Below are 23,729 nucleotides of genomic sequence, written 5' to 3' on the forward strand. Positions count from 1 at the left end.
CACTTCGTGGCGGCGGGTGCGTGATCGTTGGCGCCGGAGGTGGTGCCGACATGAACGCACAGCGGGCGCGCAGCGCCATGGGCAAGTACGGCGAGAGCCTGGCCGCACGGCGGCTGGCAGAGGCCGGTCTTACGGTGCTGGAGCGCAACTGGCGCTCCGGCCGGGCCGGCGAGATCGACATCGTGGCCAGGGACGGGGACGTCCTGGTCGTCTGCGAGGTGAAGACCCGCAGGGCAGGCCCCTTCGAGCATCCCATGGCGGCCGTGACCCCGCGGAAGGCGGAGCGCCTGCGGGACCTCGCCGAGCGGTGGATCCAGACCCACGGGGGCGCACCGCCCGGCGGGGTCCGCATCGACGTCGTCGGGGTCCTGCTGCCGGCCCGCGGCGCGGCCGTGGTCGAGCACGTGCGGGGGGTGGCCTGATGGGATTCGCCCGTACGTGTTCGGTGGCGCTGGTGGGTGTCGAGGGCGTGGTCGTCGAGGTACAGGCCGACCTCGAACCGGGCGTCGCGGCGTTCACGCTGGTGGGACTGCCCGACAAGAGTCTCACGGAGAGCCGGGACCGGGTGCGCGCCGCGGTCGTCAACTCGGGCGCGGCCTGGCCCCAGAAGAAACTCACGGTCGGCCTGAGCCCGGCCTCGGTCCCGAAATCGGGCAGCGGCTTCGACCTGGCCGTCGCGGCGGCGGTCCTCGGCGCGGCGGAGCGCATCGACCCACGGGTCCTCGCCGACATCGTGATGATCGGCGAACTGGGGCTGGACGGACGGGTGCGGCCGGTGCGGGGCGTGCTGCCGGCGGTGCTGGCGGCGGCTGACGCCGGGTACGAGCAGGTGGTGGTGCCGGAGTGCGCCGCCGCCGAAGCGTCCCTCGTGCCCGGGGTCTCCGTGCTGGGCGTGCGCAGCCTGCGGCAGCTGATCGCCGTCCTGGCCGACGAACCCGTGCCCGACGAGGAACCGGACGGACCGGGCCGCCCGGATCCGCTCCTCGCCGGCCTGCGCGTCCCGGGCACGGGCGCGGCCACGGGCATGCACAGCGGGGGCGCGGCCCAGCACGACCAGGGCCACGACCTGGAGGACGTCGTCGGTCAGATCTCCGCGCGCACGGCGGTGGAGGTGGCCGCGGCCGGCGGACACCACCTGTTCCTGGAAGGGCCTCCCGGCGCCGGCAAGACGATGCTCGCGGAGCGACTGCCCGCCATCCTGCCCCGACTGGGCCGGCAGGAGTCCCTGGAGGTCACCGCGGTCCACTCCGTGGCGGGACTGCTGCCCCCGGGCAAGCCCCTGATCGACGTCGCCCCCTACTGCGCCCCGCACCACTCGGCCACGATGCAGGCGCTCGTCGGCGGCGGCCCGGGCGTCGCACGGCCCGGCGCGGTGTCGCTGTCCCATCGGGGCGTTCTGTTCCTGGACGAGACGCCCGAGTTCAGCGGCCGGGCCCTGGACGCCCTGCGCCAGCCGCTGGAGGCAGGGCACGTCGTGATCGCGCGCAGCGCGGGAGTCGTGCGCTTCCCGGCGAAGTTCCTCATGGTGCTCGCGGCCAACCCCTGCCCCTGCGGCCGCTTCTCCCAGCGGGACGATCTGTGCGAGTGCCCGCCCTCGGCGATCCGCCGCTACCAGGCCAGGCTCTCCGGCCCGCTGCTGGACCGGGTCGACCTGCGCGTCGAGGTGGACCGCGTCACCCGCACCGAGCTGACCACCCGCGGGGCACGGGGCGAGTCCACCGCGACGGTCGCCGACCGGGTGCGGGCGGCCCGGGAGCGGGCCGCGGAGCGCCTCGCCGGCACCCCGTGGCACACCAACAGCGAGGTACCCGGCCGTGAGCTGCGCAGCCGCTGGTACGCCGCGCCGGGCGCGATGGACGAGGCCGAGCGGAACCTGGAGCGGGGCGTCCTGACCGCCCGCGGCCTCGATCGCGTCCTGCGCGTGGCCTGGACCGTCGCCGATCTCGTCGGCCACGACCGGCCCGACGCGACGGACGTCGCGCTCGCGCTCCAGCTGCGCACCGGCGTGCCCAGGGGCGTCCCCATGGCCATCGGAGCGCTGACGTGAGCGTCACCGGCCCACCGGACGACGAACTGCTCGCCCGGGTCTTCCTCACCCGTGTCATCGAGCCAGGCGACGAGGTCGGTGGGCGGTGGGTGCGTGAGTTCGGGGTGCGGGAAGTGGCCCGGCGGCTGGTGGAGCGCGGGCTGCCTCTGCCCGGGGTGAGCGGCAAGCGGTGGGCCGGGCTGCTGGCCAGGGCCGGGGCGGCGCGGCCGCGTCAGGATCTCGCCGTCGCACAGGACGCCGGGGTGCGGTTCGTCTGCCCCGGCGGCGTGGAGTGGCCGGGACAGCTCGACGATCTCGGGGATGCCAGGCCGCTGGGCCTGTGGGTGCGGGGGCGGGCCGGCCTGCGGATGTGGGCGCTGCGGTCCGTCGCCGTCGTGGGGGCCCGGGCCTGTACCGAGTACGGGGCCCACATGGCGGCCACCCTCGCCACCGGCCTCGCCGAACAGGGCTGGGTCGTGGTGTCCGGCGGGGCCTACGGGGTCGACGGCGCCGCGCACCGCGGTGCCCTCGGCGCGGGCGGCGCCACCGTCGCGGTCCTCGCCTGCGGCGTCGACCGCCCCTACCCGCGCGGACACACCCAGCTGATCACCAGGATCGCCGACCAAGGACTTGTCGTGGGGGAGTTGCCCCCCGGCGACCACCCGACGCCGAGCAGGTTCATCCTGCGGAACCGGGTGATCGCCGCGCTCACCCGCGGCACCGTGGTCGTCGAGGCCGCCCACCGCAGCGGCTCCCTGGTCACGGCCCGGGCGGCCCAGCGCCTCGGCCGGCTCACGATGGGTGTGCCTGGCCCCGTCACCAGCGGCCTGTCCGCCGGCGTGCACGAACTGCTGCGCGGCGAGGCGACCCTGGTCACCGACGCCGCGGACGTCGTCGAACTGGTCGGAGACATCGGACAGCTGGCTCCCGACCGGCGTGGCCCCGTCCTGCCCCGCGACCTGCTGGAACAGGCCACCCGGCAGGTGCTCGCCGCGCTGCCGGCCCGGCGGGCGGCCCGGCCGGACGAGATCGCCCGCGGCGCTCAGACCACGCAGGACGACGCGGTCGCGAGGCTGTACGAACTACGGGCACTCGGTTACGTCGAACGACACGACGACGGCTGGAAGTTGACACGCCAGGCGATGATGTCGGTCCGCGGCGCCGCCGCACCATCGTGACCCGACCGGTTCGGCCGTCCGGGGGAACCCCGACACCCCTTGGAAATTCGCCCAGTTGGGGTTCTCCGGTGATCACACCGAACGGCCGCGGCAACCTGGCGGAAGGCCTTCCGGAACGTATCTGCGCGCACCTCGACCTCCGCTCTTCGCACACCGCGACACCACAGTCACGCTACGCTCACAAGGATCCCGACACGGACAGGCAACTCGACATCAGACAGACAGCCCACCCCAGCAGCACCACTCCGCAGCAGAACGGCACAAGGCGACGAATGCCCCAGCACACCTCCGGGTCCGACCGGGCGGCGATCCCCCCAGCCGCCCGTGACGGTGGCAGCGTGCGGCCGCCCGCTCCCTCGACGCTCGACGAGCTGTGGCGGTCGTACAAGGCGACGGGGGACGAGCGACTGCGGGAACAGCTGATCCTGCACTACTCGCCGCTCGTGAAGTACGTCGCCGGACGGGTCAGCGTGGGCCTGCCGTCCAACGTCGAGCAGGCAGACTTCGTCTCGTCCGGGGTGTTCGGGCTGATCGACGCGATCGAGAAGTTCGACATCGACCGGGAGATCAAGTTCGAGACGTACGCGATCACGCGGATCCGCGGCGCGATGATCGACGAGCTCAGGGCGCTGGACTGGATCCCGCGGTCCGTGCGGCAGAAGGCGCGGAACGTGGAGAGGGCGTACGCGACCCTGGAGGCGCGGCTGCGGCGGACACCGACGGAGGGCGAGGTCGCCGCCGAGATGGGCATCGCGGTGGAGGAGCTCCACGCGGTGTTCAGCCAGCTGTCGCTGGCCAACGTGGTGGCCCTCGAGGAGCTGCTGCACGCCGGGGGCGAGGGTGGCGACGGCCTGAGCTTCATGGACACGCTGGAGGACACCGCCGCCGACAACCCCGTGGAGGTCGCCGAGGACCGGGAGCTGCGAAGACTCCTGGCGCGGGCGATCAACACGCTGCCCGAGCGGGAGAAGACCGTGGTCACGCTGTACTACTACGAGGGCCTCACCCTCGCCGAGATCGGCAACGTGCTGGGCGTGACGGAGAGCCGGGTCAGTCAGATCCACACCAAGTCGGTGCTCCAGCTGAGAGCGAAACTGGCGAGCTTCGGTCGCTGACCTGGCCGGATGACCGCAGGTCGGCAGAAGCCACTCCCCTCGGGCGGGGCGCGTCCGTAAAGTGGTTGACGTGCCAAGGATTCGAGCGGCCTCCGTGGCCGAGCACCGGTCGATGCAGCGAGCCGCCCTGCTGGACGCGGCTCGTTCCTTGTTGTCCGAGGGTGGTACGGAGGCGCTGACCTTCCCGGCCCTCGCCGAGCGGACGGGCCTCGCGCGGTCCTCCGTCTACGAGTACTTCCGGTCCCGGGCGGCCGTGGTCGAGGAGCTGTGCGAGGTCGACTTTCCCGTCTGGGCGGCGGAGGTGTCGGCGGCGATGGAGCGGGCCGGGACGCCCGAGGCCAAGGTCGAGGCGTATGTGCGGCAGCAGCTGGAGCTGGTCGGGGACCGGCGGCACCGGGCCGTGGTCGCGATCTCCGCGAGTGAGCTGGACGCGGGGGCGCGGGAGAAGATCCGGGCGGCGCACGGGGGGCTTGTCGCGATGATCGTCGAGGCGCTGGGGGAGATGGGGCATGAGCAGCCCCGGCTCGCGGCGATGCTGGTGCAGGGGGTCGTGGACGCGGCCGTGCGGAGGGTCGAGCTGGGGGCGGCGGAGGAGCCGGCCGTTATCGCGGAGGCGGCGGTGGGGATGGTGCTGCGGGGTGTGCGGGGCTGAGACCTGTCTGTGCCCGGGGCCGGTGAGTGTGCAACCCGGCGTTGCTGGGTGCCTCCCCCGAGCTCTCGACTTCGCTCGAGCGGGGAGGCGCCCCCACCGCCCACCCTCCCCCAAGCCCTCGGCTTCGCTCGAGCAGGGGGGACCCCCATCGCCCCAGCGACACGACTGCCCGCAGCTAAGTGGTTCCGTGGACCGGCAGGAGTCGAGACGGGCCTCGGCTCAGGAGCCACGGGGGCAGGAGCGACAAGGGGTTCAGGTAGGTCTCGCCGCGGCGCAGTCCCCAGTGGACGCACGTAGCCGTGCAGTGCGAGCCCGTCGGGTCCACCGTGCCGATCACCTCGCCCGGGTCCACCTCGTCGCCCTGTTCCACCGACGCCGTCACCGGTTCGTAGGTCGTGCGCAGGGGCGGGTCTCCGGTCCCGGCCAGTTCCACCGAGACCACTCCCTTGCCGGCCACCCGGCCCGCGAAGGCGACCCTGCCAGCCGCCACGGCCCGGACCGGTGTTCCGGGCGCCGCCGCCAGGTCCACGCCCCGGTGGCCCCGGCCGTAGACCGTCGCCGGGGGTTCCCAGCCGCGCAGGACCGGGGGGCGTGAGCCGACGGGCCACGCGCGGCCGACCGCCGGCACGGCGACATCCCCGACGGGGGCGCCCGCCGCGAGCAGCCGCGGTGGTGGGGCCAGCAAGGCCCACGCCGTGAGGAGCAGCAGCAGGATCAGTCGTGTACATACGCGGACACATCGGTTCAGTCGCATGGGGAAAGCGTCCCGGAGCGGCGCCTGTCGGAGCCCCTGGCTGTGGACCATCCGCCGGTTGTGGACAACGGCGTCACCGGGTGCCCCGCGGGTCCCGTACAATTCTGGTGGCGATCCGGGTCACCGGGTCGACTTCGCACGCCCCGATACGTATCCCGGCAATGGGCCGTATCAGCGCCCCTCGGTCCCTCGTGGCACGGCGCGCAGTGGGCGTCAGGCGCGGAAGCCGTCCGGCATCCGCGGCACAACCGAGAAAATCAAGGAGATACGGCCATGGCCGTCGTCACGATGCGGGAGCTGCTGGAGAGCGGCGTCCACTTCGGTCACCAGACCCGTCGTTGGAACCCGAAGATGAAGCGCTTCATCTTCACGGAGCGCAACGGCATCTACATCATCGACCTGCTCCAGTCGCTGTCGTACATCGACCGCGCCTTCGAGTTCGTCAAGGAGACCGTCGCCCACGGCGGCACGGTCATGTTCGTCGGCACGAAGAAGCAGGCGCAGGAGGCCATCGCCGAGCAGGCCACCCGCGTCGGCATGCCCTACGTCAACCAGCGCTGGCTGGGCGGCATGCTCACCAACTTCTCGACCGTCTACAAGCGTCTGCAGCGCCTCAAGGAGCTCGAGCAGATCGACTTCGAGGACGTCGCCGCGTCCGGTCTCACCAAGAAGGAGCTTCTCGTGCTCTCGCGCGAGAAGGCCAAGCTGGAGAAGACCCTCGGTGGTATCCGCGAGATGCAGAAGGTGCCCAGCGCCGTCTGGATCGTGGACACCAAGAAGGAGCACATCGCCGTTGGTGAGGCCCGGAAGCTGAACATTCCGGTCGTCGCGATCCTCGACACCAACTGCGACCCCGACGAGGTCGACTACAAGATTCCGGGCAACGACGACGCGATCCGCTCCGTCACCCTGCTCACCCGTGTCATCGCCGACGCCGTCGCCGAGGGCCTCATCGCCCGCAGCGGTGTCGCCACCGAGGGCAAGGGCGAGAAGGCCGCGGGCGAGCCGCTGGCCGAGTGGGAGCGCGACCTGCTCGAGGGCGAGAAGAAGGCCGACGAGGCTGCCCCCGCCGCCGAGGCTGCCCCCGCCGCCGAGGCCGCTCCGGCCGCCGAGGCCGCCCCCGCCGTCGAGGCCGAGGCCGAGAAGCCGGCCGAGGACGAGAAGCCGGCCGAGGGCGAGAAGGCCGCCGAGGCCGAGCAGGCCTGACCCGTCAGTCCGAGGTGACGGCGGGAGCGCGCGACATGAAGTCCGCTCCCGCCGTTCACCCGTAGGTCAGCGGATGGACAGCGCCCCCCGGCTCCACGGGGCGCGTCCGCAGATCTTCGATCTTCCAGACTTCGAGAGAGATTCACAGACTCATGGCGAACTACACCGCCGCCGACGTCAAGAAGCTCCGTGAGCTCACGGGCGCCGGCATGATGGACTGCAAGAAGGCGCTGGACGAGGCCGAGGGCAACGTCGAGAAGGCCGTCGAGGCGCTCCGCATCAAGGGCCAGAAGGGCGTCGCCAAGCGCGAGGGCCGCTCCGCCGAGAACGGTGCTGTCGTCTCGGTCATCGCCGACGACAACTCCTCCGGTGTCATCGTCGAGCTGAAGTGCGAGACGGACTTCGTCGCCAAGGGTGACAAGTTCCAGGCCGTGGCCAACACCATCGCCGAGCACGTCGCCAAGACCGCCCCCGCCGACATCGAGGCCCTGCTCGCCTCCGAGATCGAGCCCGGCAAGACCGTCCAGGCCTTCGTCGACGAGGCCAACGCCAACCTCGGCGAGAAGATCGTCCTGGACCGCTTCGCGCAGTTCGCCGACGGCTACGTGACGGCGTACATGCACCGCACGATGCCCGACCTGCCCCCGCAGATCGGTGTCCTCGTCGAGCTGGACAAGCCGAACGCGGAGATCGCCAAGGGCGTCGCCCAGCACATCGCCGCCTTCGCGCCGAAGTACCTCTCCAAGGAGGACGTCCCGGCCGAGGTCGTCGAGTCCGAGCGCCGCGTCGCCGAGGAGACCACCCGCGCCGAGGGCAAGCCCGAGGCCGCCCTGCCGAAGATCGTCGAGGGTCGCCTCAACGGCTTCTTCAAGGACGCCACGCTGCTCGGCCAGCCCTACGCGCTCGACAACAAGAAGTCCGTCCAGAAGGTCCTGGACGAGGCCGGTGTCACCCTGAAGCGCTTCGCGCGCATCAAGGTCGGCATCTGAGTCCGTACCGCGATCGACGCCCGACCCCGATAGGGTCGGCAGCAGTCGTCCGTGTACGCCGTCACATGGGTGGCGGACGACAGCAGATCTGACGAGGAGGCCATTGCCGTATGGGATGCGAACCACGCCCCACCGGCAATGGCCTTCTTCGTATGTGCAACACGTGAAAGAGGCGGGATCCCCCATGACCACCAAGGCCCAGAAGAGCGACGACGGCAAAGTGCGCGGCCGGTTTCTGCTGAAGCTGTCCGGAGAGGCCTTCTCCGGCGGTGGGGGCCTGGGCGTCGACCCCGACGTGGTGCACAAGATCGCCCGTGAGATCGCGGCCGTCGTGCGCGACGGCGCGCAGATCGCGGTCGTCATCGGCGGCGGCAACTTCTTCCGCGGTGCCGAACTCCAGCAGCGTGGCATGGACCGGGCCCGCTCCGACTACATGGGCATGCTCGGCACCGTCATGAACTGCCTCGCCCTCCAGGACTTCCTGGAGAAGGTCGGCGTGGACTGCCGGGTGCAGACCGCCATCACCATGGGCCAGGTCGCCGAGCCGTACATCCCGCTGCGCGCCGTGCGGCACCTGGAGAAGGGCCGTGTGGTGATCTTCGGCGCCGGGATGGGCATGCCGTACTTCTCCACCGACACCACCGCCGCGCAGCGCGCCCTGGAGATCGACGCCGAGGCGCTGCTGATGGGCAAGAACGGCGTGGACGGGGTCTACGACTCCGACCCGAAGACCAACCCGGACGCGGTGAAGTTCGACCACCTCGGCTACGGCGAGGTCATCACCCGCGACCTGAAGGTCGCCGACGCCACCGCCGTGACCCTGTGCCGCGACAACAAGCTCCCGATCGTGGTCTTCGAGCTGCTGGCGGAGGGCAACATCGGGCGCGCCGTCAAGGGTGAGAAGATCGGCACGCTGGTGGGGGACCCCGGCAGCCGGGACTGAGACCCGAGAACAACCCCGTCCGGGGGACGGACGGGGACGGAGCCGGGCCGGGGGATGGACAATGTCCCGCCGGTCGGGAACCGTTCAGAAGAAGACGCGACGCAGCCGGCCGCCGCCCCACATGGAACCGCAGCCGGGCCTACTCAAGACACGCAGGAGCAAGTGGTGATCGAAGAGACCCTCCTCGAGGCCGAGGAGAAGATGGAGAAGGCCGTCGTGGTCGCCAAGGAGGACTTCGCCGCGATCCGCACCGGCCGTGCGCACCCGGCGATGTTCAACAAGATCGTGGCCGACTACTACGGCGCGCCGACCCCGATCAACCAGCTGGCCTCGTTCTCGGTGCCCGAGCCGCGCATGGCCGTGGTGACCCCGTTCGACAAGAGCGCGCTGCGCAACATCGAGCAGGCGATCCGCGACTCCGACCTGGGCGTCAACCCGAGCAACGACGGCAACATCATCCGAGTGGTGTTCCCCGAACTGACCGAGGAGCGCCGCCGCGAGTACATCAAGGTCGCCAAGGGCAAGGGCGAGGACGCGAAGATCTCGATCCGCTCCGTGCGCCGCAAGGCCAAGGAAGCCATCGACAAGCTGATCAAGGACGGCGAGGTCGGCGAGGACGAGGGCCGCCGTGCGGAGAAGGAGCTCGACGACACCACCGCGAAGTACGTCACGCAGGTGGACGAGCTCCTGAAGCACAAGGAAGCGGAGCTGCTCGAGGTCTGATGAACGACTCTTCCTGGGGGGCGCCGCCACAGGCCGGGTACTGGGGGCCCACCGACCAAGGGCATGGCCACGGGCATGTCCCCAGCCCTGGCCAGGCGTACGTCCGGGGAGCCGCTCAGGCGGGTCCCGCATACGATGCGCATGAAGCGCCTCAGACTCGCCCCATGCCCATCGTGCCCGACGTAGCCGAGTTCGGCGGTCACCAGGAGGACGACCGGGGCGTGGGTCGGCTGAGCGGCGCCCCGGTCCGACACGAGACGAATCCGGAGCCCATGCCCGACGCCGCACAGCCGGCCCCCAAGCCGCAGAAGAAGAGCGCGGGGCGCGACCTCAGCGCCGCGATAGGGGTCGGCGTCGGGCTCGGCGCGGTGATCGTCGCGTCGCTGTTCATCGTCAAGGCCGTGTTCGTCGGCGTCGTCGCGGTCGCCGTCGTGGTGGGTCTGTGGGAGCTGACCAAGCGGCTGGACGAGCGCAAGGGCATCCGGGCACCCCTCGTGCCGCTCGCGCTCGGTGGTGCCGCGATGGTCGTCGCGGGGTACGTCCGGGGGGCCGAGGGCGCCTGGGTCGCCATGGCGCTCACGGCCCTGGCCGTGCTCGTGTGGCGGATGACGGAACCGCCCGAGAACTACCTCAGAGACGTCACGGCGGGTGTCTTCGCGGCGTTCTACGTGCCGTTCCTGGCGACGTTCGTCGCGATGATGCTGACGGCGGAAGACGGGCCCGAGCGGGTGCTCACCTTCCTGCTGCTGACGGTCGTCAGCGACACCGGCGCCTACGCCGTCGGCTGGCGTTTCGGCAGGACGAAGCTCGCCCCGCGCATCAGCCCCGGCAAGACCCGCGAGGGCCTGATCGGCGCGGTCACCTTCGCCATGGTCGCGGGCGCGCTGTGCATGGAGTTCCTGATCGACGACGGCGCCTGGTGGCAGGGCCTGCTGCTCGGCCTCGCGGTCGCGGTCAGCGCCACGCTCGGCGACCTCGGCGAGTCCATGATCAAGAGGGACCTCGGCATCAAGGACATGGGCACCCTGCTGCCGGGGCACGGCGGCATCATGGACCGGCTGGACTCGTTGCTGCCGACGGCTCCGGTGGTGTGGCTGCTCCTCGTGCTCTTCGTCGGGTCGGGCTGAACCGGCCTGCTTCGTCAGCGAGCTCCCGTCCGGCAGGGCGGGAGCTCGTTGCCGTCTCGGCAAGACGGCCGGGGTACTCAAGTGGGACGATTCAGATGTAATTCAGATGTACCTCGCAAAGGGGGTCATCATGTCCATCATCCGAGAGACCATCGATGTCGACCGCCGTCCCGAGGACGTCTACGACTACGTCATGGACGCCCAGCACATGCCGGAGTGGCAGCTGAGCGCCGTCTCCGTCGAGCGCCTCGACGAAGGCCCCGTAGGCCTCGGGAACCGGGTCCGCGTGACCCGGCACGTAGGCCGCCGCGTCATGCCGATGACCATGGAGGTCACCGAGTACGATCCGCCGCGCAGCTGGGCCATGCGCGGTGTCGACGGCCCGGTCCGGGCCCGGGTGCACGGCGAGGTCGAGCCGTTCGACGAGGGCCGGCGCTCGCACGTGACGATCGACATCGACTTCGAGGGCCACGGCGTCGGCAAGGTGCTGGTGCCGCTCGTCGTACGCCCCCAGGTCCGCAAGGAACTGCCGCGCAACGAGCAGCTCCTCAAGGACCGGCTGGAGCACACGGGAGAGTAGGCGGCGGGCCCTCGGCGGCCTACTCCAGGAAGCCGAGCGCCGTGTCGGGGCGGCAGTGCGTGCACGCCGGCACCTGCCGGCGAAGGGCGTCGAGAGCCTGTGCCCGGGAGGCGTCCACGCACCTGCCGCTCTTCGTCACCTTCCAGCAGTCCCCGGTGTGCACCGCGACCAGGTTCCTCTTGTCCAGGCCCCGCTCGATCAGCCACTCGGGCGGGGCCGGCCGCATCTCCTCGCCCCTTAGGCGCTCCGCCTCCCGGCGCTGCTCATCGGTGATCCACCGGTCCAGCTGGGCCAGCGCGGCCCTCGCCTGCTGCACCACGACACGGCGCGCGAAGAGCAGCAGATCCAGACGGGACGGCGAGGAATCGTTCACGCATTCGATTTTAGTTTCGACGGAAGGGGCGAGCGCCACCGGCCCCGGTGCACCCGTATGGATCTGCGACACTGGGTGGGCCATGCCTAAGCCCGGAGAACTCACATTCGTCGCCCCCCGCGGAGCCAAGAAGCCGCCGCGGCATCTCGCCGATCTCACTCCTGCCGAGCGCAAGGAGGCCGTTGCCGCGGTCGGGGAGAAGCCGTTTCGTGCCAAGCAGCTCTCGCAGCACTACTTCGCGCGGTACGCGCACGATCCGGAGCAGTGGACCGACATCCCGGCCGGTGCCCGCGGAAAGTTGCGGGAGGCGCTGCTGCCCGAGCTGATGACGGTCGTGCGGCATCTGTCGACCGACCAGGGCACCACCCGCAAGACGCTGTGGCGGCTGTTCGACGGGACGCTCGTCGAGTCGGTGCTGATGCGGTACCCGGACCGGGTGACCATGTGCATCAGCTCGCAGGCCGGGTGCGGGATGAACTGCCCGTTCTGCGCGACCGGGCAGGCGGGGCTGGACCGGAATCTGTCCACCGCCGAGATCGTCCACCAGATCGTGGACGGCATGCGGGCGTTGCGGGACGGGGAGGTCCCCGGCGGGCCGGCGCGGCTCAGCAACATCGTGTTCATGGGCATGGGCGAGCCGCTCGCCAACTACAACCGGGTCATCGGGTCCATCCGGCGGCTCACCGACCCCGAGCCCGACGGAGTGGGGCTCTCGCAGCGCGGGATCACCGTCTCGACGGTGGGGCTCGTCCCGGCCATCCACCGGTTCGCCGACGAGGGCTTCAAGTGCCGCCTCGCCATCTCGCTGCACGCGCCCGACGACGAACTGCGCGACACCCTCGTCCCCGTGAACACGCGGTGGAAGGTGCGCGAGGTGCTGGACGCCGGTTTCGAGTACAGCGCCAAGTCCGGGCGGCGGCTGTCCATCGAGTACGCCTTGATCCGGGACATCAACGACCAGGCCTGGCGCGGTGACCGGCTCGGGCGGCTGCTCAAGGGCAAGCCCGTGCACGTGAACCTGATTCCGCTGAACCCGACGCCCGGGTCCAAGTGGACCGCCTCGCGGCCCGAGGACGAGAAGGCGTTCGTGGAGGCCATCGCCGCGCACGGTGTGCCGGTGACGATCCGGGACACCCGGGGTCAGGAGATCGACGGGGCGTGTGGTCAGCTCGCGGCCACCGAACGGTAGTCTGACCGGCGTAAGAACATCTGCATATTCGACATCTGCATATTCCGACAGGGGAGCGCCACAGCGCTGAGAGTGCGGCACACGGCCGCAGACCCTCCGAACCTGGCCCAGGTCATTCTGGGTAGGGAGATCGGTCACCACTCGAGCTGTTGCGCCCTGCCCGGGACCCCTTGAAGTCCCGGGCAGGGCCGCGTCTTCTCCTGGTCCTCCAGGAGGAATCAAGTGAGCAACAAGACAAAGCGGCTGACGGCGGTGGTCGTCGGACTCGGCATGGCCGGCACACTCGCCGCCTGCGGGTCCTCCGGCGGCGCCCAGGGATCCGGCGACTCCAAGACCGTGACCCTCGTCAGCCACGACTCGTGGGCCGTGTCCAAGGACGTCATCGCGGCCTTCGAGAAGCAGTCCGGCTACAAGGTGAACGTCCTGAAGGACGGCGACGCCGGGCAGGCGGTGAACAAGGCGATCCTGACCAAGGACAACCAGCAGGGCGACGTCTTCTTCGGCGTCGACAACACCCTGCTGTCCCGCGCCCTCGACAACGGGCTCTTCCAGCCGTACGAGGCGAAGGGCTCCGACCAGGTCAAGCCCGAGTACCGCGTCGACCAGGACCAGCACCGGGTCACGCCCGTCGACACCGGCGACATCTGCGTCAACTACGACAAGAAGTACTTCGCCGACCACAAGCTCGAGCCGCCGAAGAGCTTCGACGACCTGGTCAAGCCCCGGTACAAGAACCTGCTCGTGACCGAGAACGCCTCCGCCTCCTCGCCCGGCCTCGGCTTCATGCTCGGCACCGCCGCGAAGTACGGCGACGAGGGCTGGCAGGACTACTGGAAGAAGCTCAAGGCCAACGGCGTCAAGGTCGTCGACGGCTGGGAGCAGGCCTACAACGAGGAGTTCTCCGGCTCGGCCGGCGGGAAGAAGGCCAAGGGCGACCGGCCGCTCGTCGTGTCCTACGCCTCCTCGCCGCCCGCCGAGGTGCTCTTCGCGGACCCGAAGCCGAGCACCGCGCCGACCGGGGTCGCCGAGGGCACCTGCTTCCGGCAGGTCGAGTACGCCGGGCTGCTCAGCAATGCCGGGAACACCAAGGGCGGCAAGGCGTTCCTCGACTTCCTGCTCACCAAGAGGTTCCAGGAGGACATGCCGCTCAACATGTTCGTCCACCCGGTGCGCGAGGGCGCCCAGGTGCCGCCGGAGTTCGTGAAGTACGGGCCGCAGGCCAAGGATCCCGAGACCATGGACCCGGCGAAGATCGCCGACAACCGTGACCAGTGGGTCAAGTCATGGACCTCGCTCGTACTGAAGTAGCGCGCAGGACGCGCGGGAACGCGGCGCGGCTCGGGCTCCTCGCCGTGCCCGTCGCGTTCTTCGCGGTCTTCTTCGCCTACCCCGTCGCCGCGATCGTCGCGCGCGGTCTGAAGGTTGACGGGGCCTGGCAGCTCGGGCGGATCGGCGAGGTGCTCGCGCAGCCCGATGTCCGGCACGTCCTGTGGTTCACCACCTGGCAGGCGCTCGTCTCCACCGCGCTCACCCTGCTCGTGGCGCTTCCCGGCGCCTACGTCTTCGCGCGCCTGGACTTCCCGGGCAAGCAGGTCCTGCGGGCGGTCGTGACCGTGCCGTTCGTGCTGCCGACGGTCGTCGTCGGCACGGCGTTCCTGGCGCTGGTCGGGCGGGGCGGGCTGCTCGACGAGCTGTGGGGCGTGCGGCTGGACACCACCGTGTGGGCGATCCTGCTCGCGCACGTCTTCTTCAACTACGCGGTCGTCGTACGGACCGTCGGCGGGCTCTGGGCGCAGCTCGACCCGCGGCAGGAGGAGGCCGCACGGATGCTCGGCACGTCGCCGCTGACGGCCTGGCGACGGGTCACGCTCCCGGCGCTGGCTCCCGCCGTGGCCGCCGCCGCGCTCATGGTCTTCCTGTTCACCTTCACCTCCTTCGGTGTCGTGCAGATCCTCGGCGGGCCCACCTTCTCCACCCTGGAGGTGGAGATCTACCGGCAGACGTCGGAGATCTTCGACCTGTCCACGGCGGCCGTCCTGACGCTGATCCAGTTCGTCGCGGTGGGCGCGATCCTCGCCCTGCACGCCTGGACCGTACGGCGGCGGGAGACCGCGCTGCGGCTGGTGGACGCCTCCGTGACCGCGCGCCGGCCGCGCGGCGCCGGGCAGTGGGCGCTGCTGGGCGGGGTGCTGGTCACCGTCCTCGTGCTGCTTCTGCTGCCGCTCGCCGTGCTGGTGCAGCGGTCCCTGGGCGCGGCCGGGTTCGGCTACTACCGGGCGTTGATGAGGAACGACGGGGGAGTGTTCCTGGTCCCGCCCATCGAGGCGATCGGCAACTCCCTGTCCTACGCCGTCGCCGCCACCCTCATCGCCGTGGTGATCGGCGCTCTCGCCGCTGCCGCGCTCACGCGCCGGGACGCCGGGCGGTTCGTGCGCGGGTTCGACGCGCTGCTGATGCTGCCGCTAGGGGTGTCCGCGGTGACCGTCGGCTTCGGCTTCCTGATCGCGCTCGACGAGCCGCCGCTGGACCTGAGGTCGTCGTGGATCCTGGTGCCGCTCGCGCAGGCGCTGGTCGGGGTGCCGTTCGTCGTGCGGACCATGCTGCCCGTGCTGCGGGCGGTGGACGTGCGGTTGCGGGAGGCGGCCGCGGTGCTGGGGGCCTCGCCCTGGCGGGTGTGGCGGGAGGTGGACCTGCCGATGGTGCGGCGGGCGCTGCTGATCGCGGCCGGGTTCGCCTTCGCGGTCTCGCTCGGCGAGTTCGGGGCGACGGTGTTCATCGCGCGGCCGGACCGGCCGACGCTGCCGGTGGCCGTGGCGCGGCTGCTGGGCCGGCCCGGTGATCTGAACTACGGCCAGGCGATGGCCCTCTCGACGATTCTGATGGTGGTGTGCGCCGTGGCGCTGCTGGTGCTGGAGAAGCTGCGGACGGACCGGACCGGGGAGTTCTAGATGCTGCTGAGCCTTGAGGGCGCGACGGTCCGTTTCGGCGGGCGGGCCGTGCTGGACGCCGTCGACCTGGAGGTCGCCGAACACGAGATCGTGTGCGTGCTCGGGCCCAGCGGCAGCGGCAAGTCGACCCTGCTGCGGGCGGTGGCCGGGCTACAGCCGCTGGACTTCGGGCGCGTGGTGCTCGACGGACACGACCAGGCGGGCATCCCCGCGCACCGGCGTGGCGTCGGGCTGATGTTCCAGGACCATCAGCTGTTCCCGCAGCGGGACGTCGGCGGCAACGTCGCCTTCGGACTGCGGATGCACGGGGCGCAGAAGCGGCAACAGGCCGAGCGCGTGCAGGAGTTGCTGGAGCTGGTCGGGCTGCCGGGCGCGGACCGCCGGGCCGTCGCGGCGCTGTCCGGCGGGGAGCAGCAGCGGGTGGCGCTGGCCCGGGCCCTCGCGCCGAGCCCGAGACTGCTGATGCTGGACGAGCCGCTGGGCCAGCTCGACCGCTCGCTCAGGGAGCGGCTGGTCGTCGAACTGAAGGAGCTGTTCGGCCGGTTGGGCACGACCGTGCTCGCCGTCACGCACGACCAGGGGGAGGCCTTCGCGCTGGCCGACCGGGTCGTGGTGATGCGGGACGGGCGGATCGCCCAGTCCGGTACGCCCCTTGAGGTGTGGCAGCGGCCCGCCGACGCGTTCGTGGCCCGGTTCCTCGGCTTCGAGAACGTCGTCGAGGCGACGGTCGGGGCGGAGGCCGCGGACACGCCGTGGGGCAAGGTGCCGGTGCCGGAGGGTGCCCCGCAGGGCAGCCGGACCGTCCTCGTACGCCCCGCCGGCGTACGCCTGGTGCCCGCCGACGCGGGCCTGCGCTGCACGGTGACCGCCCGCACCTTCAAGGGCACCCACGTCTCCGTCCACCTCCAGCCGAAGGACGCGCCACGCCTGGAGGCGGCGTGCGCACTGCGGGCGGCCCCGGAGGTCGGGGACGAGGTCGGGGTGGAGTTCGACGCGGCCGAGACCGCGGTGCTGGGCTGAGCGTCCCGCGCGCCCGGGGACGTGCGGACAGACGGAACGTGGCCCGCCCCCTGCGACAGGGGACGGGCCACATCACGGTGTGCCGCGGGTGTCAGCTGTCGTTGTTCGCTCCGCGACGGCGCATGCCGAAGAACACCGCGCCGCCACCGACGACGACCAGGGCCGCCGCGACACCGGCGATGATGCCGGTGTTGGAGTTGGCGCCGGTCTCGGCGAGGTTGGAGTCCCCGGCCGGGCCGGGCGCGTTGCCCGCCGGCGTGGTGCTCTCGCTCTGCGACGGCTCCGGAGCCGGGGTGTCCGTCTCCTCGGCGGGCTTCGAGGGGGAGGCCGAGGGGGTCGGCGTCGCCGGGGGAGTCGAGGCCGGGGGAGTCGAAGCCGGGGGCTCCTCCTCCTTCTTGCAGGCCGTGGCCGGGGTGACGAGGTTCTCCTTGATGTCCTCGTCGACGTACGGAGCGGCCTTCACGTGGATGCGGTACTCCGCGCTCGGCTTCCAGTTCTCGGTGAAGGTGATGCTGGTGCCCTCGCTGGAGCCCTTGACCACCTGCTCGCCGACCTTCTTCACGTCGGCGCCGTTGTTCTCCAGGTACACGGTGACCGTCGCCGGGACACCGGCGGGGTCCACGTCGGTGACGGTGATGACGCCCTTGTCGCCATCGCACTTCGCCTCGGCCGAGAACTCGCTGATGTTGCAGGCGAGCGCGGTACCGGAGGCACCGAGCGCGAGCGCGGCCGAGGCGGAGACGACACCGAGGATGCGCACGGCACGTGCGCGGTGGGATACGGACAGAACTGCCACGTTTGTCCTTTACAGGATGTGAAAAGAGGGGGGTTGAAGCAGTGTTGACTGAGCATCAGCACTACCGGGAGGCTCACAGGTCTATAAGCGCCGCATAAGTAGTGTCAACGCATATGCAGCTTGCAAGCACTTGCTTTGCCTTCTTATTGCCCGCCGAGACGTTTCAACGCCTCCGGCGCCTCCTCGATCCGCTCCACCAGCGCGATCCGCGCCTCCATCGAGCGCTCCCTGGCCAGCGACCGGAGCAGCGGCCAGGCCGGCAGCCTCTCCGTCCAGTGCGTCCGGTCGACCAGCACCATCGGGGTCGGCTCACCGCGCGACTCGTAGTAGTTCGGCGTCGCGTTGTCGAAGATCTCCTGCACGGTTCCGGCGGCGCCCGGCAGGAACACCACGCCCGCGGTGGACCGGGCCAGCAGGCCGTCCTCGCGGGTGGCGTTGGCGAAGTACTTGGCGAGGTGCGAGGCGAAGGCGTTCGGCGGCTCGTGGCCGTAGAACCAGGTCGGGATGCCGACGGAGCGGCCGCCCTGCGGCCAGCGGGCGCGGATCTCGAAGGCGGCGGACGCCCACTGGGTGATCGACGGCGTGAAGTGCGGTGCTTTGGCGAGCAGTTCGAGGGACTCGGTGAGCATCTCGTCGCCGAACGGGGCGGCGTACGCGCCGAGGTTCGCCGCCTCCATCGCGCCCGGGCCGCCACCGGTCGCGACGGTGAAACCGGCGCGGGCCAGCTCCCTGCCGAGCCGTGCGGCCCCCGCGTACTCCTCGGTGCCGCGGGCCATGGCATGGCCGCCCATCACCCCCACGACCCGGGCGCCGGAGAGGAGTTCGTCGAGCGCGTCCGAGACGGAGTCGTCGTGCACCGCGCGCAGCATGGACGCGTAGATGTCCCCGTCCGCCTTGGTCCGCTGGAACCAGGCGTACGCGCGGGCGTCGGGCGTGGCCTCGTAGCCGTCGGCCAGAGACGTGAAGAGTTCGTCCGGCGAGTAGACCAGGCCGCGGTACGGGTCGAAGGGCAGGTCCGGGACCGGCGGGAAGACCAGGGCGCCGTCCGCGCGGATCTTCGCCGCGGCCTCCTCGCGCATCGCGCAGCCGAGGAAGACCGCGCCCGTCGTGTCCGTGCCGAGCAGTTCGCGCGTACGGTCCGTCAGATCGACGGCCTGCACGCGGTAGCCCGCGAGCGTCCCGCGCGCCGAGACGGTCGCGTCGAACTCCTCGAGCGTTTCTATCTCACGGTCGTCATGGTGGGCCGCATGGGCGGGCATCGTCTGCACCCGCCCATGCTAGGCACACGGGTTCAGCCCTGGACGGCGGCCGGGTCCATCCACACGACCTCGAAGGTGTGGCCGTCCGGGTCGTCGAAGGCACGGCCGTACATGAAACCGTGGTCCTGGGTCTCGCCGGTGACGGAGCCGCCCGCCGCGACCGCCTTCTCGACCAGCTCGTCGACCTTCTCCCGGCTCTCGGCGCTCAGCGCGATCAGCACCTCGCTGGTCCTCTTCGAGTCCGCGATCTCCTTCTTCGTGAACTGGGAGTACTTCTCGCCGGTGTGCACCATCACCACGATGGTCTCGCTGATCACGACGGAGGCGGTGGTGGCGTCGCTGAACTGCTCGTTGATCGTGTAGCCGAGCTCGGTGAAGAACTTCTTCGAGGCGTCGAGGTCGGTGACGCACAGGTTCACGAAGATCATCTGCTGGTACATGTGAGGTCTCTCCCAACGGGTCCGTGTCGTTACGCGGGTACAGACCGGGGCCCGGCGCGGAACTCATCGCCGTCCGGGGATTTTTCTCGAACGAGTTCTCAGTGCGCCAGGGGCAGCGCCGCCAGTTCGGCGACCGTCAGGGTGAGCGGACCGAACAGGGCGAGCAGCGCACCCGCGCGGAGGAGGGCGGCGCCGCGCAGCATCCTCGCGGGGGCGCCGAGCCGCACCAGCGCGGCGGTGGTCTCGGAGCGCGTCTGCCGGGCCTCGACGGCGGCCGTGAGGAGCGTCGCCACGGTGCACCCGGTCACGAGGACCACGCCGAGGGTGGTGAGCGGACCGAGCGACAGTCCGTCCGGGCCGTGCAGCAGCACCATGGCGTACGCGGCCGACAGCACCGCGCAGACCACGCCCAGGGGGCGGCCGACACGGGAGGCCTCCGCCATCAGGACCCGGCCGGCCAGCAGCCGGAGGGCGCCGGGGCGGGCCGACTGGAGCAGCCGCCCGCACAGATGGGTCAGGCCCGGACCGGCCAGGGCCAGGCCCACGGCGGCCAGCGCCCAGCCCATCAGGACGCCGGGGGCCGCACCGGAGAAGGTGAGGTCGGGGGGCGTGGGCGCGGTGCGGCTCGTGTAGGTCTCCACGGCGAGACCCGCGGTCAGGACGGCGATACCCCAGGGGAGACCGGAAGGCGCGGCGGTGGGGGCGTCGAGCAGGACCGCGTCCGACACGGCGGGGGCGGTGTCCGGTGCCACGGCGTCCAGGGCCTCCGGGTGCGGGCCGGACGGCTGAGCGGGCTCGTCGACCACGCTCACCGCGGTCCCGGCGCTGCGCACGGCCGCGGCCGTCGCCGGGACGGTCTCACCCGTCCGGGCCGGCGCAGGCGCGCCGTGCTGCCCGTCGGACCCGGCCGGCTCGCCGGGCTCGCCGGCGCCGCTGTCCGTCGGCCGGACGATCTGCCGTCCGAAGCGGCCGTACGTCCCGAACGTCTCGGGCGCGCTCGTGCGCCGGTACGCGCCGAAGCGGCCGTACGTCGGGCCCGTCGGCGCCGGGGCCGGCCCCGCCTCCGTCGGCCGCAGGGTCAGGGCGACCGCGATCGACGCGCCCAGGGGCACGACCGCGAGCAGGGTCAGGGTCCCGGGCAGCGGCAGCGGCCGGCCCGCGGCGAGGAAGTCGGCGGCGGCACCGTCGAAGGGCATGCCCGTCAGGTCGCCGCGCAGATGCAGGAAGAACAGCAGGGCCAGCATCGAGCCCAGCGTGCCGGACAGGGCCGTCGTCGTCGCCGAGACGGCCATCAGACGCACCGGTCCCAGGCCGATCGCGGACAGGCCGGGGCGGGGCTTGGTGCCGGGGTCGGTGCGGGCCACCGCGACCGCGAAGTACACCGTGGCGGCCAGCGGAGGGGCGCACCAGGCCAGGCGCAGCAGGCCGGTGCCCGGGGAGCCGGGGTGGCCCATGGCGTAGCCCAGGGCGCAGAGCAGCAGGAAGGCCGTGCCCGCCGAGGCGGCGGCGACCAGGAGGCGGCGCAGCTGGACGGCGGGGTGGGCGTCGCGGGTCAGACGGAGAGCGAGCACGCCGCCCGGCCTTTCGGCTCGGCGGTCTCGGGGACCGGAGGCAGGTGCACCGTCTGGACGCACCGCCCGTCGATCAGGGACAGCGTGCGGTCGGCGAGCGCCGCGGTCTCCGGGTCGTGGGTGGCCAGGACGACCGTGATGCCGTGGGAGCGGGCCGCCGTGGTGAGGGTGCGCAGCGCGTGGGCGCGATCGGCGCGGTGCAGGGGCGCCGTGGGCTCGTCGGCGAACAGCACCGACGGGGCGGGGGCGAGGGCGCGGGCGATGCAGACCCGCTGCCGCTCGGCCTGGACCAGCTGGTGCGGGCGCTTGCGGGCGCTCTCGCCGATGTCCAGCCGCTCCAGCCACTCCAGGGCCGCCTTCTTGGCGCGGCGCCGGCTGGTGCCGCGCAGCATCAGCGGCAGGGCGGTGTTCTCCCAGGCGTTGAGCTCCGGGACCAGCGTGGGGGCCGGGTCGATCCAGCCGAAGCGGTCGCGGCGCAGGCGCTCCCGGGTGAGGGGGCCCATGGTGTGCACGGGCACGCTGTTGAACCAGACCTCGCCGCGCCGGACGGGCAGCAGTCCGGACAGGCACCGCAGCAGGGTCGTCTTGCCGCTGCCGCGCGCGCCGCTGACGGCGAGGATCTCGGCCTCCCGGACGCCGAGCGAGACACCGCTGAGCGCGGGGGAGCCGTCCTCGTGCTGGAAGTGCAGCGCGCGTGCCCAGAGCACGTCGTTGTCCGGCGGGGCCTCCATGTGCGTACACCTCGGTTCAGATCCGTAGTTCCCGTGTCATCCCCCGTGCGGGGGAACGAAGGCAGGACCGATCAGTCACTTGGCACGCTAGGCAGAAGGCGGCGGGACGCCGGACAGCACGCGGCCCCGGGCCGCCGTTTCTCACTCGAACGGGCGGCACCGGGGCTGGTGTTGATCATCCAGGCAGACGATCGGAGCGGCGGCGGTCAGAGCTTGGTCCACGCCTCCGAGAGCGTGGCGCGCAGGATCTGCTCGATCTCGTCGAACGTCGACTGGTCGGAGATCAGCGGCGGGGCGAGCTGGACGACCGGGTCGCCGCGGTCGTCGGCACGGCAGTACAGACCGTTCTCGTACAGCTTCTTGGAGAGGAAGCCGTACAGGATCCGCTCGGTCTCGTCCGCGTCGAAGGACTCCTTGGTCGCCTTGTCCTTGACCAGCTCGATGCCGTAGAAGAAGCCGTTGCCGCGGACGTCGCCGACGATCGGCAGGTCGTGCAGCTTCTCCAGGGTGGAGCGGAACGCGCCCTCGTTGTCCAGGACGTGCTGGGTGAGGTTCTCGCGCTCGAACAGGTCGAGGTTGGCGAGGCCCACGGCCGCGGAGACCGGGTGGCCGCCGAAGGTGTAGCCGTGCAGGAAGGTGTTGTCGCCCTTGTAGAACGGCTCGGCGAGGCGGTCGGAGACGATGCACGCGCCGATCGGGGAGTAGCCCGAGGTCATGCCCTTGGCGCAGGTGATCATGTCCGGGACGTAGTCGAACTTGTCGCAGGCGAAGATCGTGCCGAGGCGGCCGAAGGCGCAGATGACCTCGTCGGAGACGAGCAGCACGTCGTGCCGGTCGCAGATCTCGCGGACCCGCTGGAAGTAGCCGGGCGGGGGCGGGAAGCAGCCGCCGGCGTTCTGCACCGGCTCCAGGAAGACCGCGGCGACGGTGTCCGGGCCCTCGAAGAGGATCTGCTGCTCGATCTGGTCGGCGGCCCAGCGGCCGAAGGCCTCGGGGTCGTCGCCGAAGAGCGGGGCGCGGTAGATGTTGGTGTTCGGGACCTTGTGCGCGCCCGGGACCAGGGGCTCGAAGGGGGCCTTCAGGCCCGGCAGGCCGGTGATCGACAGGGCGCCCTGCGGGGTGCCGTGGTAGGCGACCGCGCGGGAGATGACCTTGTGCTTGGTGGGCTTGCCGACCAGCTTGAAGTACTGCTTGGCGAGCTTCCAGGCGGTCTCGACGGCCTCGCCGCCGCCGGTGGTGAAGAAGACCTTGTTCAGATCGCCCGGGGCGTGGTGGGCGAGGCGCTCGGCCAGCTCGACGGCCTTGGGGTGGGCGTAGGACCACACCGGGAAGAACGCGAGCTCCTGCGCCTGCTTGAAGGCGGTCTCGGCGAGCTCCACCCGGCCGTGTCCGGCCTGCACCACGAAGAGGCCGGCGAGGCCGTCGAGGTAGCGCTTGCCCTGGTCGTCGTAGATGTACGTGCCCTCGCCCCGGACGATGGTGGGGACGGGGGCCTTCTCGTACGACGACATGCGCGTGAAGTGCATCCACAGGTGGTCGTACGCGGTCTGGGAGAGGTCCTTGCTCACGGCTATCGGGTCCTCACGGTTATCGGGTTCCCCACATGTAGGTCTGCTTCTTGAGCTTGAGGTAGACGAAGCTCTCGGTGGAGCGCACTCCGGGGACGGCCCGTATGCGTTTGTTGATGACGTCCAGGAGGTGGTCGTCGTCCTCGCAGACGATCTCCACCATCAGGTCGAAGGAGCCCGCGGTCATCACCACGTACTCGCACTCGGACATGGCCGACAGCGCGTCCGCGACCGCCTCCACGTCGCCCTCGACGTTGACGCCGACCATCGCCTGTCTGCGGAAGCCCACGGTGAGCGGGTCCGTGACGGCGACGATCTGCATCACGCCCTGGTCGAGCAGCTTCTGGACGCGCTGGCGCACGGCCGCCTCCGACAGGCCGACGGCCTTTCCGATGGCGGCGTACGGCCGGCGGCCGTCCTCCTGGAGCTGTTCGATGATGGCGAGGGAGACGGCGTCCAACTGGGGACCGCCGTTCCTGGACTCGCGGGAGTCCCTCTGGTCTGCGCTTCGACTGGCCACGGGGTCACTGTGCACGAGGTC

General features: G+C 71.2%; 24 protein-coding genes and 1 riboswitch. Of the genes, 15 read left to right on the top strand and 9 right to left on the bottom strand.

What is annotated here, in order from left to right; genetic code table 11:
• Positions 1-20: 20 nt before the first annotated feature.
• The 5 genes from ABEA82_RS31685 (at position 21) to ABEA82_RS31705 (ending at position 4,971) form a co-directional block, all read left to right on the top strand.
• Positions 21-422, top strand: a complete 402-nt coding sequence (locus tag ABEA82_RS31685; RefSeq protein WP_345665147.1) for a YraN family protein — start codon at positions 21-23, stop codon at positions 420-422.
• Positions 422-2,047 (top strand): YifB family Mg chelatase-like AAA ATPase, encoded by a 1,626-nt coding sequence (locus ABEA82_RS31690; RefSeq protein WP_345665148.1) that lies wholly within the window; start codon positions 422-424, stop codon positions 2,045-2,047. The genes ABEA82_RS31685 and ABEA82_RS31690 overlap by 1 nt, the downstream gene beginning before the upstream one ends.
• Positions 2,044-3,204: a DNA-processing protein DprA gene (gene dprA, locus ABEA82_RS31695; protein ID WP_345665149.1), complete on the top strand. Its 1,161-nt coding sequence runs from the start codon at positions 2,044-2,046 to the stop codon at positions 3,202-3,204. The genes ABEA82_RS31690 and dprA overlap by 4 nt, the downstream gene beginning before the upstream one ends.
• 272 nt (positions 3,205-3,476) lie before the next feature.
• A complete protein-coding gene (gene whiG / locus ABEA82_RS31700) occupies positions 3,477-4,319 on the top strand; it encodes an RNA polymerase sigma factor WhiG (protein ID WP_345665150.1) in 843 nt (280 codons plus the stop codon).
• 94 nt (positions 4,320-4,413) lie between these two features.
• Complete coding sequence (locus tag ABEA82_RS31705) at positions 4,414-4,971, top strand: TetR/AcrR family transcriptional regulator (RefSeq protein WP_345665252.1); 558 nt, start codon at positions 4,414-4,416, stop codon at positions 4,969-4,971.
• Between the two features lie 175 nt (positions 4,972-5,146).
• On the opposite strand, the gene ABEA82_RS31710 is transcribed toward ABEA82_RS31705, so the two are convergent.
• Entirely contained in the window at positions 5,147-5,725 is a 579-nt protein-coding gene (locus ABEA82_RS31710) for a murein hydrolase activator EnvC family protein (RefSeq protein WP_345665151.1), read from the bottom strand.
• A 273-nt stretch (positions 5,726-5,998) separates the two neighbouring features.
• On the opposite strand from ABEA82_RS31710, the gene rpsB reads away from it, so the two are divergent.
• From rpsB to ABEA82_RS31740, 6 genes are all read left to right on the top strand, one after another.
• Entirely contained in the window at positions 5,999-6,931 is a 933-nt protein-coding gene (gene rpsB / locus ABEA82_RS31715; RefSeq protein WP_345665152.1) for a 30S ribosomal protein S2, read from the top strand.
• Between the two features lie 152 nt (positions 6,932-7,083).
• Positions 7,084-7,920 (top strand): translation elongation factor Ts, encoded by an 837-nt coding sequence (gene tsf / locus ABEA82_RS31720; protein ID WP_345665153.1) that lies wholly within the window; start codon positions 7,084-7,086, stop codon positions 7,918-7,920.
• Between the two features lie 184 nt (positions 7,921-8,104).
• Positions 8,105-8,863, top strand: a complete 759-nt coding sequence (gene pyrH, locus ABEA82_RS31725) for a UMP kinase (RefSeq protein ID WP_010044452.1) — start codon at positions 8,105-8,107, stop codon at positions 8,861-8,863.
• Positions 8,864-9,028: 165 nt separating this feature from the next.
• Positions 9,029-9,586, top strand: a complete 558-nt coding sequence (gene frr / locus ABEA82_RS31730) for a ribosome recycling factor (protein WP_003993278.1) — start codon at positions 9,029-9,031, stop codon at positions 9,584-9,586.
• On the top strand, positions 9,586-10,713 hold the full coding sequence (locus tag ABEA82_RS31735; RefSeq protein WP_345665155.1) for a phosphatidate cytidylyltransferase: 1,128 nt from the start codon (positions 9,586-9,588) through the stop codon (positions 10,711-10,713). The genes frr and ABEA82_RS31735 overlap by 1 nt, the downstream gene beginning before the upstream one ends.
• A gap of 130 nt (positions 10,714-10,843) precedes the next feature.
• Positions 10,844-11,293: an SRPBCC family protein gene (locus ABEA82_RS31740; protein ID WP_345665156.1), complete on the top strand. Its 450-nt coding sequence runs from the start codon at positions 10,844-10,846 to the stop codon at positions 11,291-11,293.
• A gap of 19 nt (positions 11,294-11,312) precedes the next feature.
• Here the strand turns inward: ABEA82_RS31740 and ABEA82_RS31745 are convergent, their stop codons facing one another.
• Positions 11,313-11,666, bottom strand: a complete 354-nt coding sequence (locus ABEA82_RS31745; RefSeq protein WP_345665157.1) for a DUF6233 domain-containing protein — start codon at positions 11,664-11,666, stop codon at positions 11,313-11,315.
• An 82-nt stretch (positions 11,667-11,748) separates the two neighbouring features.
• Between ABEA82_RS31745 and rlmN the strand changes: the two genes are divergently transcribed.
• The 4 genes from rlmN to ABEA82_RS31765 all read left to right on the top strand — a co-directional run bounded on the left by rlmN (position 11,749) and on the right by ABEA82_RS31765 (position 16,823).
• A complete protein-coding gene (rlmN, locus tag ABEA82_RS31750; protein ID WP_345665158.1) occupies positions 11,749-12,855 on the top strand; it encodes a dual-specificity RNA methyltransferase RlmN in 1,107 nt (368 codons plus the stop codon).
• A gap of 39 nt (positions 12,856-12,894) precedes the next feature.
• Positions 12,895-13,001, top strand: a riboswitch (TPP riboswitch).
• A 124-nt stretch (positions 13,002-13,125) separates the two neighbouring features.
• The gene (locus tag ABEA82_RS31755) at positions 13,126-14,163 is read left to right on the top strand and encodes a thiamine ABC transporter substrate-binding protein (protein ID WP_345665253.1); all 1,038 of its coding nucleotides are present in this window, start codon (positions 13,126-13,128) and stop codon (positions 14,161-14,163) included.
• Entirely contained in the window at positions 14,139-15,803 is a 1,665-nt protein-coding gene (locus ABEA82_RS31760; RefSeq protein ID WP_345665159.1) for an ABC transporter permease, read from the top strand. The genes ABEA82_RS31755 and ABEA82_RS31760 overlap by 25 nt, the downstream gene beginning before the upstream one ends.
• Positions 15,804-16,823, top strand: a complete 1,020-nt coding sequence (locus tag ABEA82_RS31765) for an ABC transporter ATP-binding protein (protein ID WP_345665160.1) — start codon at positions 15,804-15,806, stop codon at positions 16,821-16,823.
• Positions 16,824-16,914: 91 nt separating this feature from the next.
• Here the strand turns inward: ABEA82_RS31765 and ABEA82_RS31770 are convergent, their stop codons facing one another.
• The 7 genes from ABEA82_RS31770 to ABEA82_RS31800 form a co-directional block, all read right to left on the bottom strand.
• Positions 16,915-17,619, bottom strand: a complete 705-nt coding sequence (locus tag ABEA82_RS31770; protein ID WP_345665161.1) for an LAETG motif-containing sortase-dependent surface protein — start codon at positions 17,617-17,619, stop codon at positions 16,915-16,917.
• Positions 17,620-17,762: 143 nt separating this feature from the next.
• Positions 17,763-18,887, bottom strand: coding sequence for an LOG family protein (locus tag ABEA82_RS31775; protein ID WP_345665162.1), 1,125 nt, complete (start codon positions 18,885-18,887; stop codon positions 17,763-17,765).
• 23 nt (positions 18,888-18,910) lie between these two features.
• Positions 18,911-19,318, bottom strand: a complete 408-nt coding sequence (locus tag ABEA82_RS31780; protein WP_345665163.1) for a VOC family protein — start codon at positions 19,316-19,318, stop codon at positions 18,911-18,913.
• Positions 19,319-19,416: 98 nt separating this feature from the next.
• A complete protein-coding gene (locus ABEA82_RS31785; protein WP_345665164.1) occupies positions 19,417-20,889 on the bottom strand; it encodes a hypothetical protein in 1,473 nt (490 codons plus the stop codon).
• Complete coding sequence (locus ABEA82_RS31790; protein ID WP_345665165.1) at positions 20,871-21,620, bottom strand: ABC transporter ATP-binding protein; 750 nt, start codon at positions 21,618-21,620, stop codon at positions 20,871-20,873. Before ABEA82_RS31790 ends, ABEA82_RS31785 begins: the two co-directional genes overlap by 19 nt.
• A gap of 206 nt (positions 21,621-21,826) precedes the next feature.
• Positions 21,827-23,194 (bottom strand): aspartate aminotransferase family protein, encoded by a 1,368-nt coding sequence (locus ABEA82_RS31795; RefSeq protein ID WP_345665254.1) that lies wholly within the window; start codon positions 23,192-23,194, stop codon positions 21,827-21,829.
• 13 nt (positions 23,195-23,207) lie between these two features.
• Positions 23,208-23,723: an Lrp/AsnC family transcriptional regulator gene (locus ABEA82_RS31800; RefSeq protein WP_345665166.1), complete on the bottom strand. Its 516-nt coding sequence runs from the start codon at positions 23,721-23,723 to the stop codon at positions 23,208-23,210.
• Between the last annotated feature and the right edge of the window lie 6 nt (positions 23,724-23,729).

This window comes from Streptomyces venetus (assembly GCF_039540295.1).
GTDB lineage: Bacteria > Actinomycetota > Actinomycetes > Streptomycetales > Streptomycetaceae > Streptomyces > Streptomyces venetus.

Coding starts and splice junctions, on each gene's coding strand:
- ABEA82_RS31690 (WP_345665148.1), top strand. CDS start 422: ATGGGATTCGCCCGTACGTGTTCGGTGGCGCTGGTGGGTGTCGAGGGC.
- whiG (WP_345665150.1), top strand. CDS start 3,477: ATGCCCCAGCACACCTCCGGGTCCGACCGGGCGGCGATCCCCCCAGCC.
- ABEA82_RS31710 (WP_345665151.1), bottom strand. CDS start 5,725: ATGCGACTGAACCGATGTGTCCGCGTATGTACACGACTGATCCTGCTG.
- rpsB (WP_345665152.1), top strand. CDS start 5,999: ATGGCCGTCGTCACGATGCGGGAGCTGCTGGAGAGCGGCGTCCACTTC.
- tsf (WP_345665153.1), top strand. CDS start 7,084: ATGGCGAACTACACCGCCGCCGACGTCAAGAAGCTCCGTGAGCTCACG.
- pyrH (WP_010044452.1), top strand. CDS start 8,105: ATGACCACCAAGGCCCAGAAGAGCGACGACGGCAAAGTGCGCGGCCGG.
- ABEA82_RS31735 (WP_345665155.1), top strand. CDS start 9,586: ATGAACGACTCTTCCTGGGGGGCGCCGCCACAGGCCGGGTACTGGGGG.
- ABEA82_RS31740 (WP_345665156.1), top strand. CDS start 10,844: ATGTCCATCATCCGAGAGACCATCGATGTCGACCGCCGTCCCGAGGAC.
- rlmN (WP_345665158.1), top strand. CDS start 11,749: ATGCCTAAGCCCGGAGAACTCACATTCGTCGCCCCCCGCGGAGCCAAG.
- ABEA82_RS31755 (WP_345665253.1), top strand. CDS start 13,126: ATGGCCGGCACACTCGCCGCCTGCGGGTCCTCCGGCGGCGCCCAGGGA.
- ABEA82_RS31760 (WP_345665159.1), top strand. CDS start 14,139: ATGGACCTCGCTCGTACTGAAGTAGCGCGCAGGACGCGCGGGAACGCG.
- ABEA82_RS31765 (WP_345665160.1), top strand. CDS start 15,804: ATGCTGCTGAGCCTTGAGGGCGCGACGGTCCGTTTCGGCGGGCGGGCC.
- ABEA82_RS31780 (WP_345665163.1), bottom strand. CDS start 19,318: ATGTACCAGCAGATGATCTTCGTGAACCTGTGCGTCACCGACCTCGAC.
- ABEA82_RS31790 (WP_345665165.1), bottom strand. CDS start 21,620: ATGGAGGCCCCGCCGGACAACGACGTGCTCTGGGCACGCGCGCTGCAC.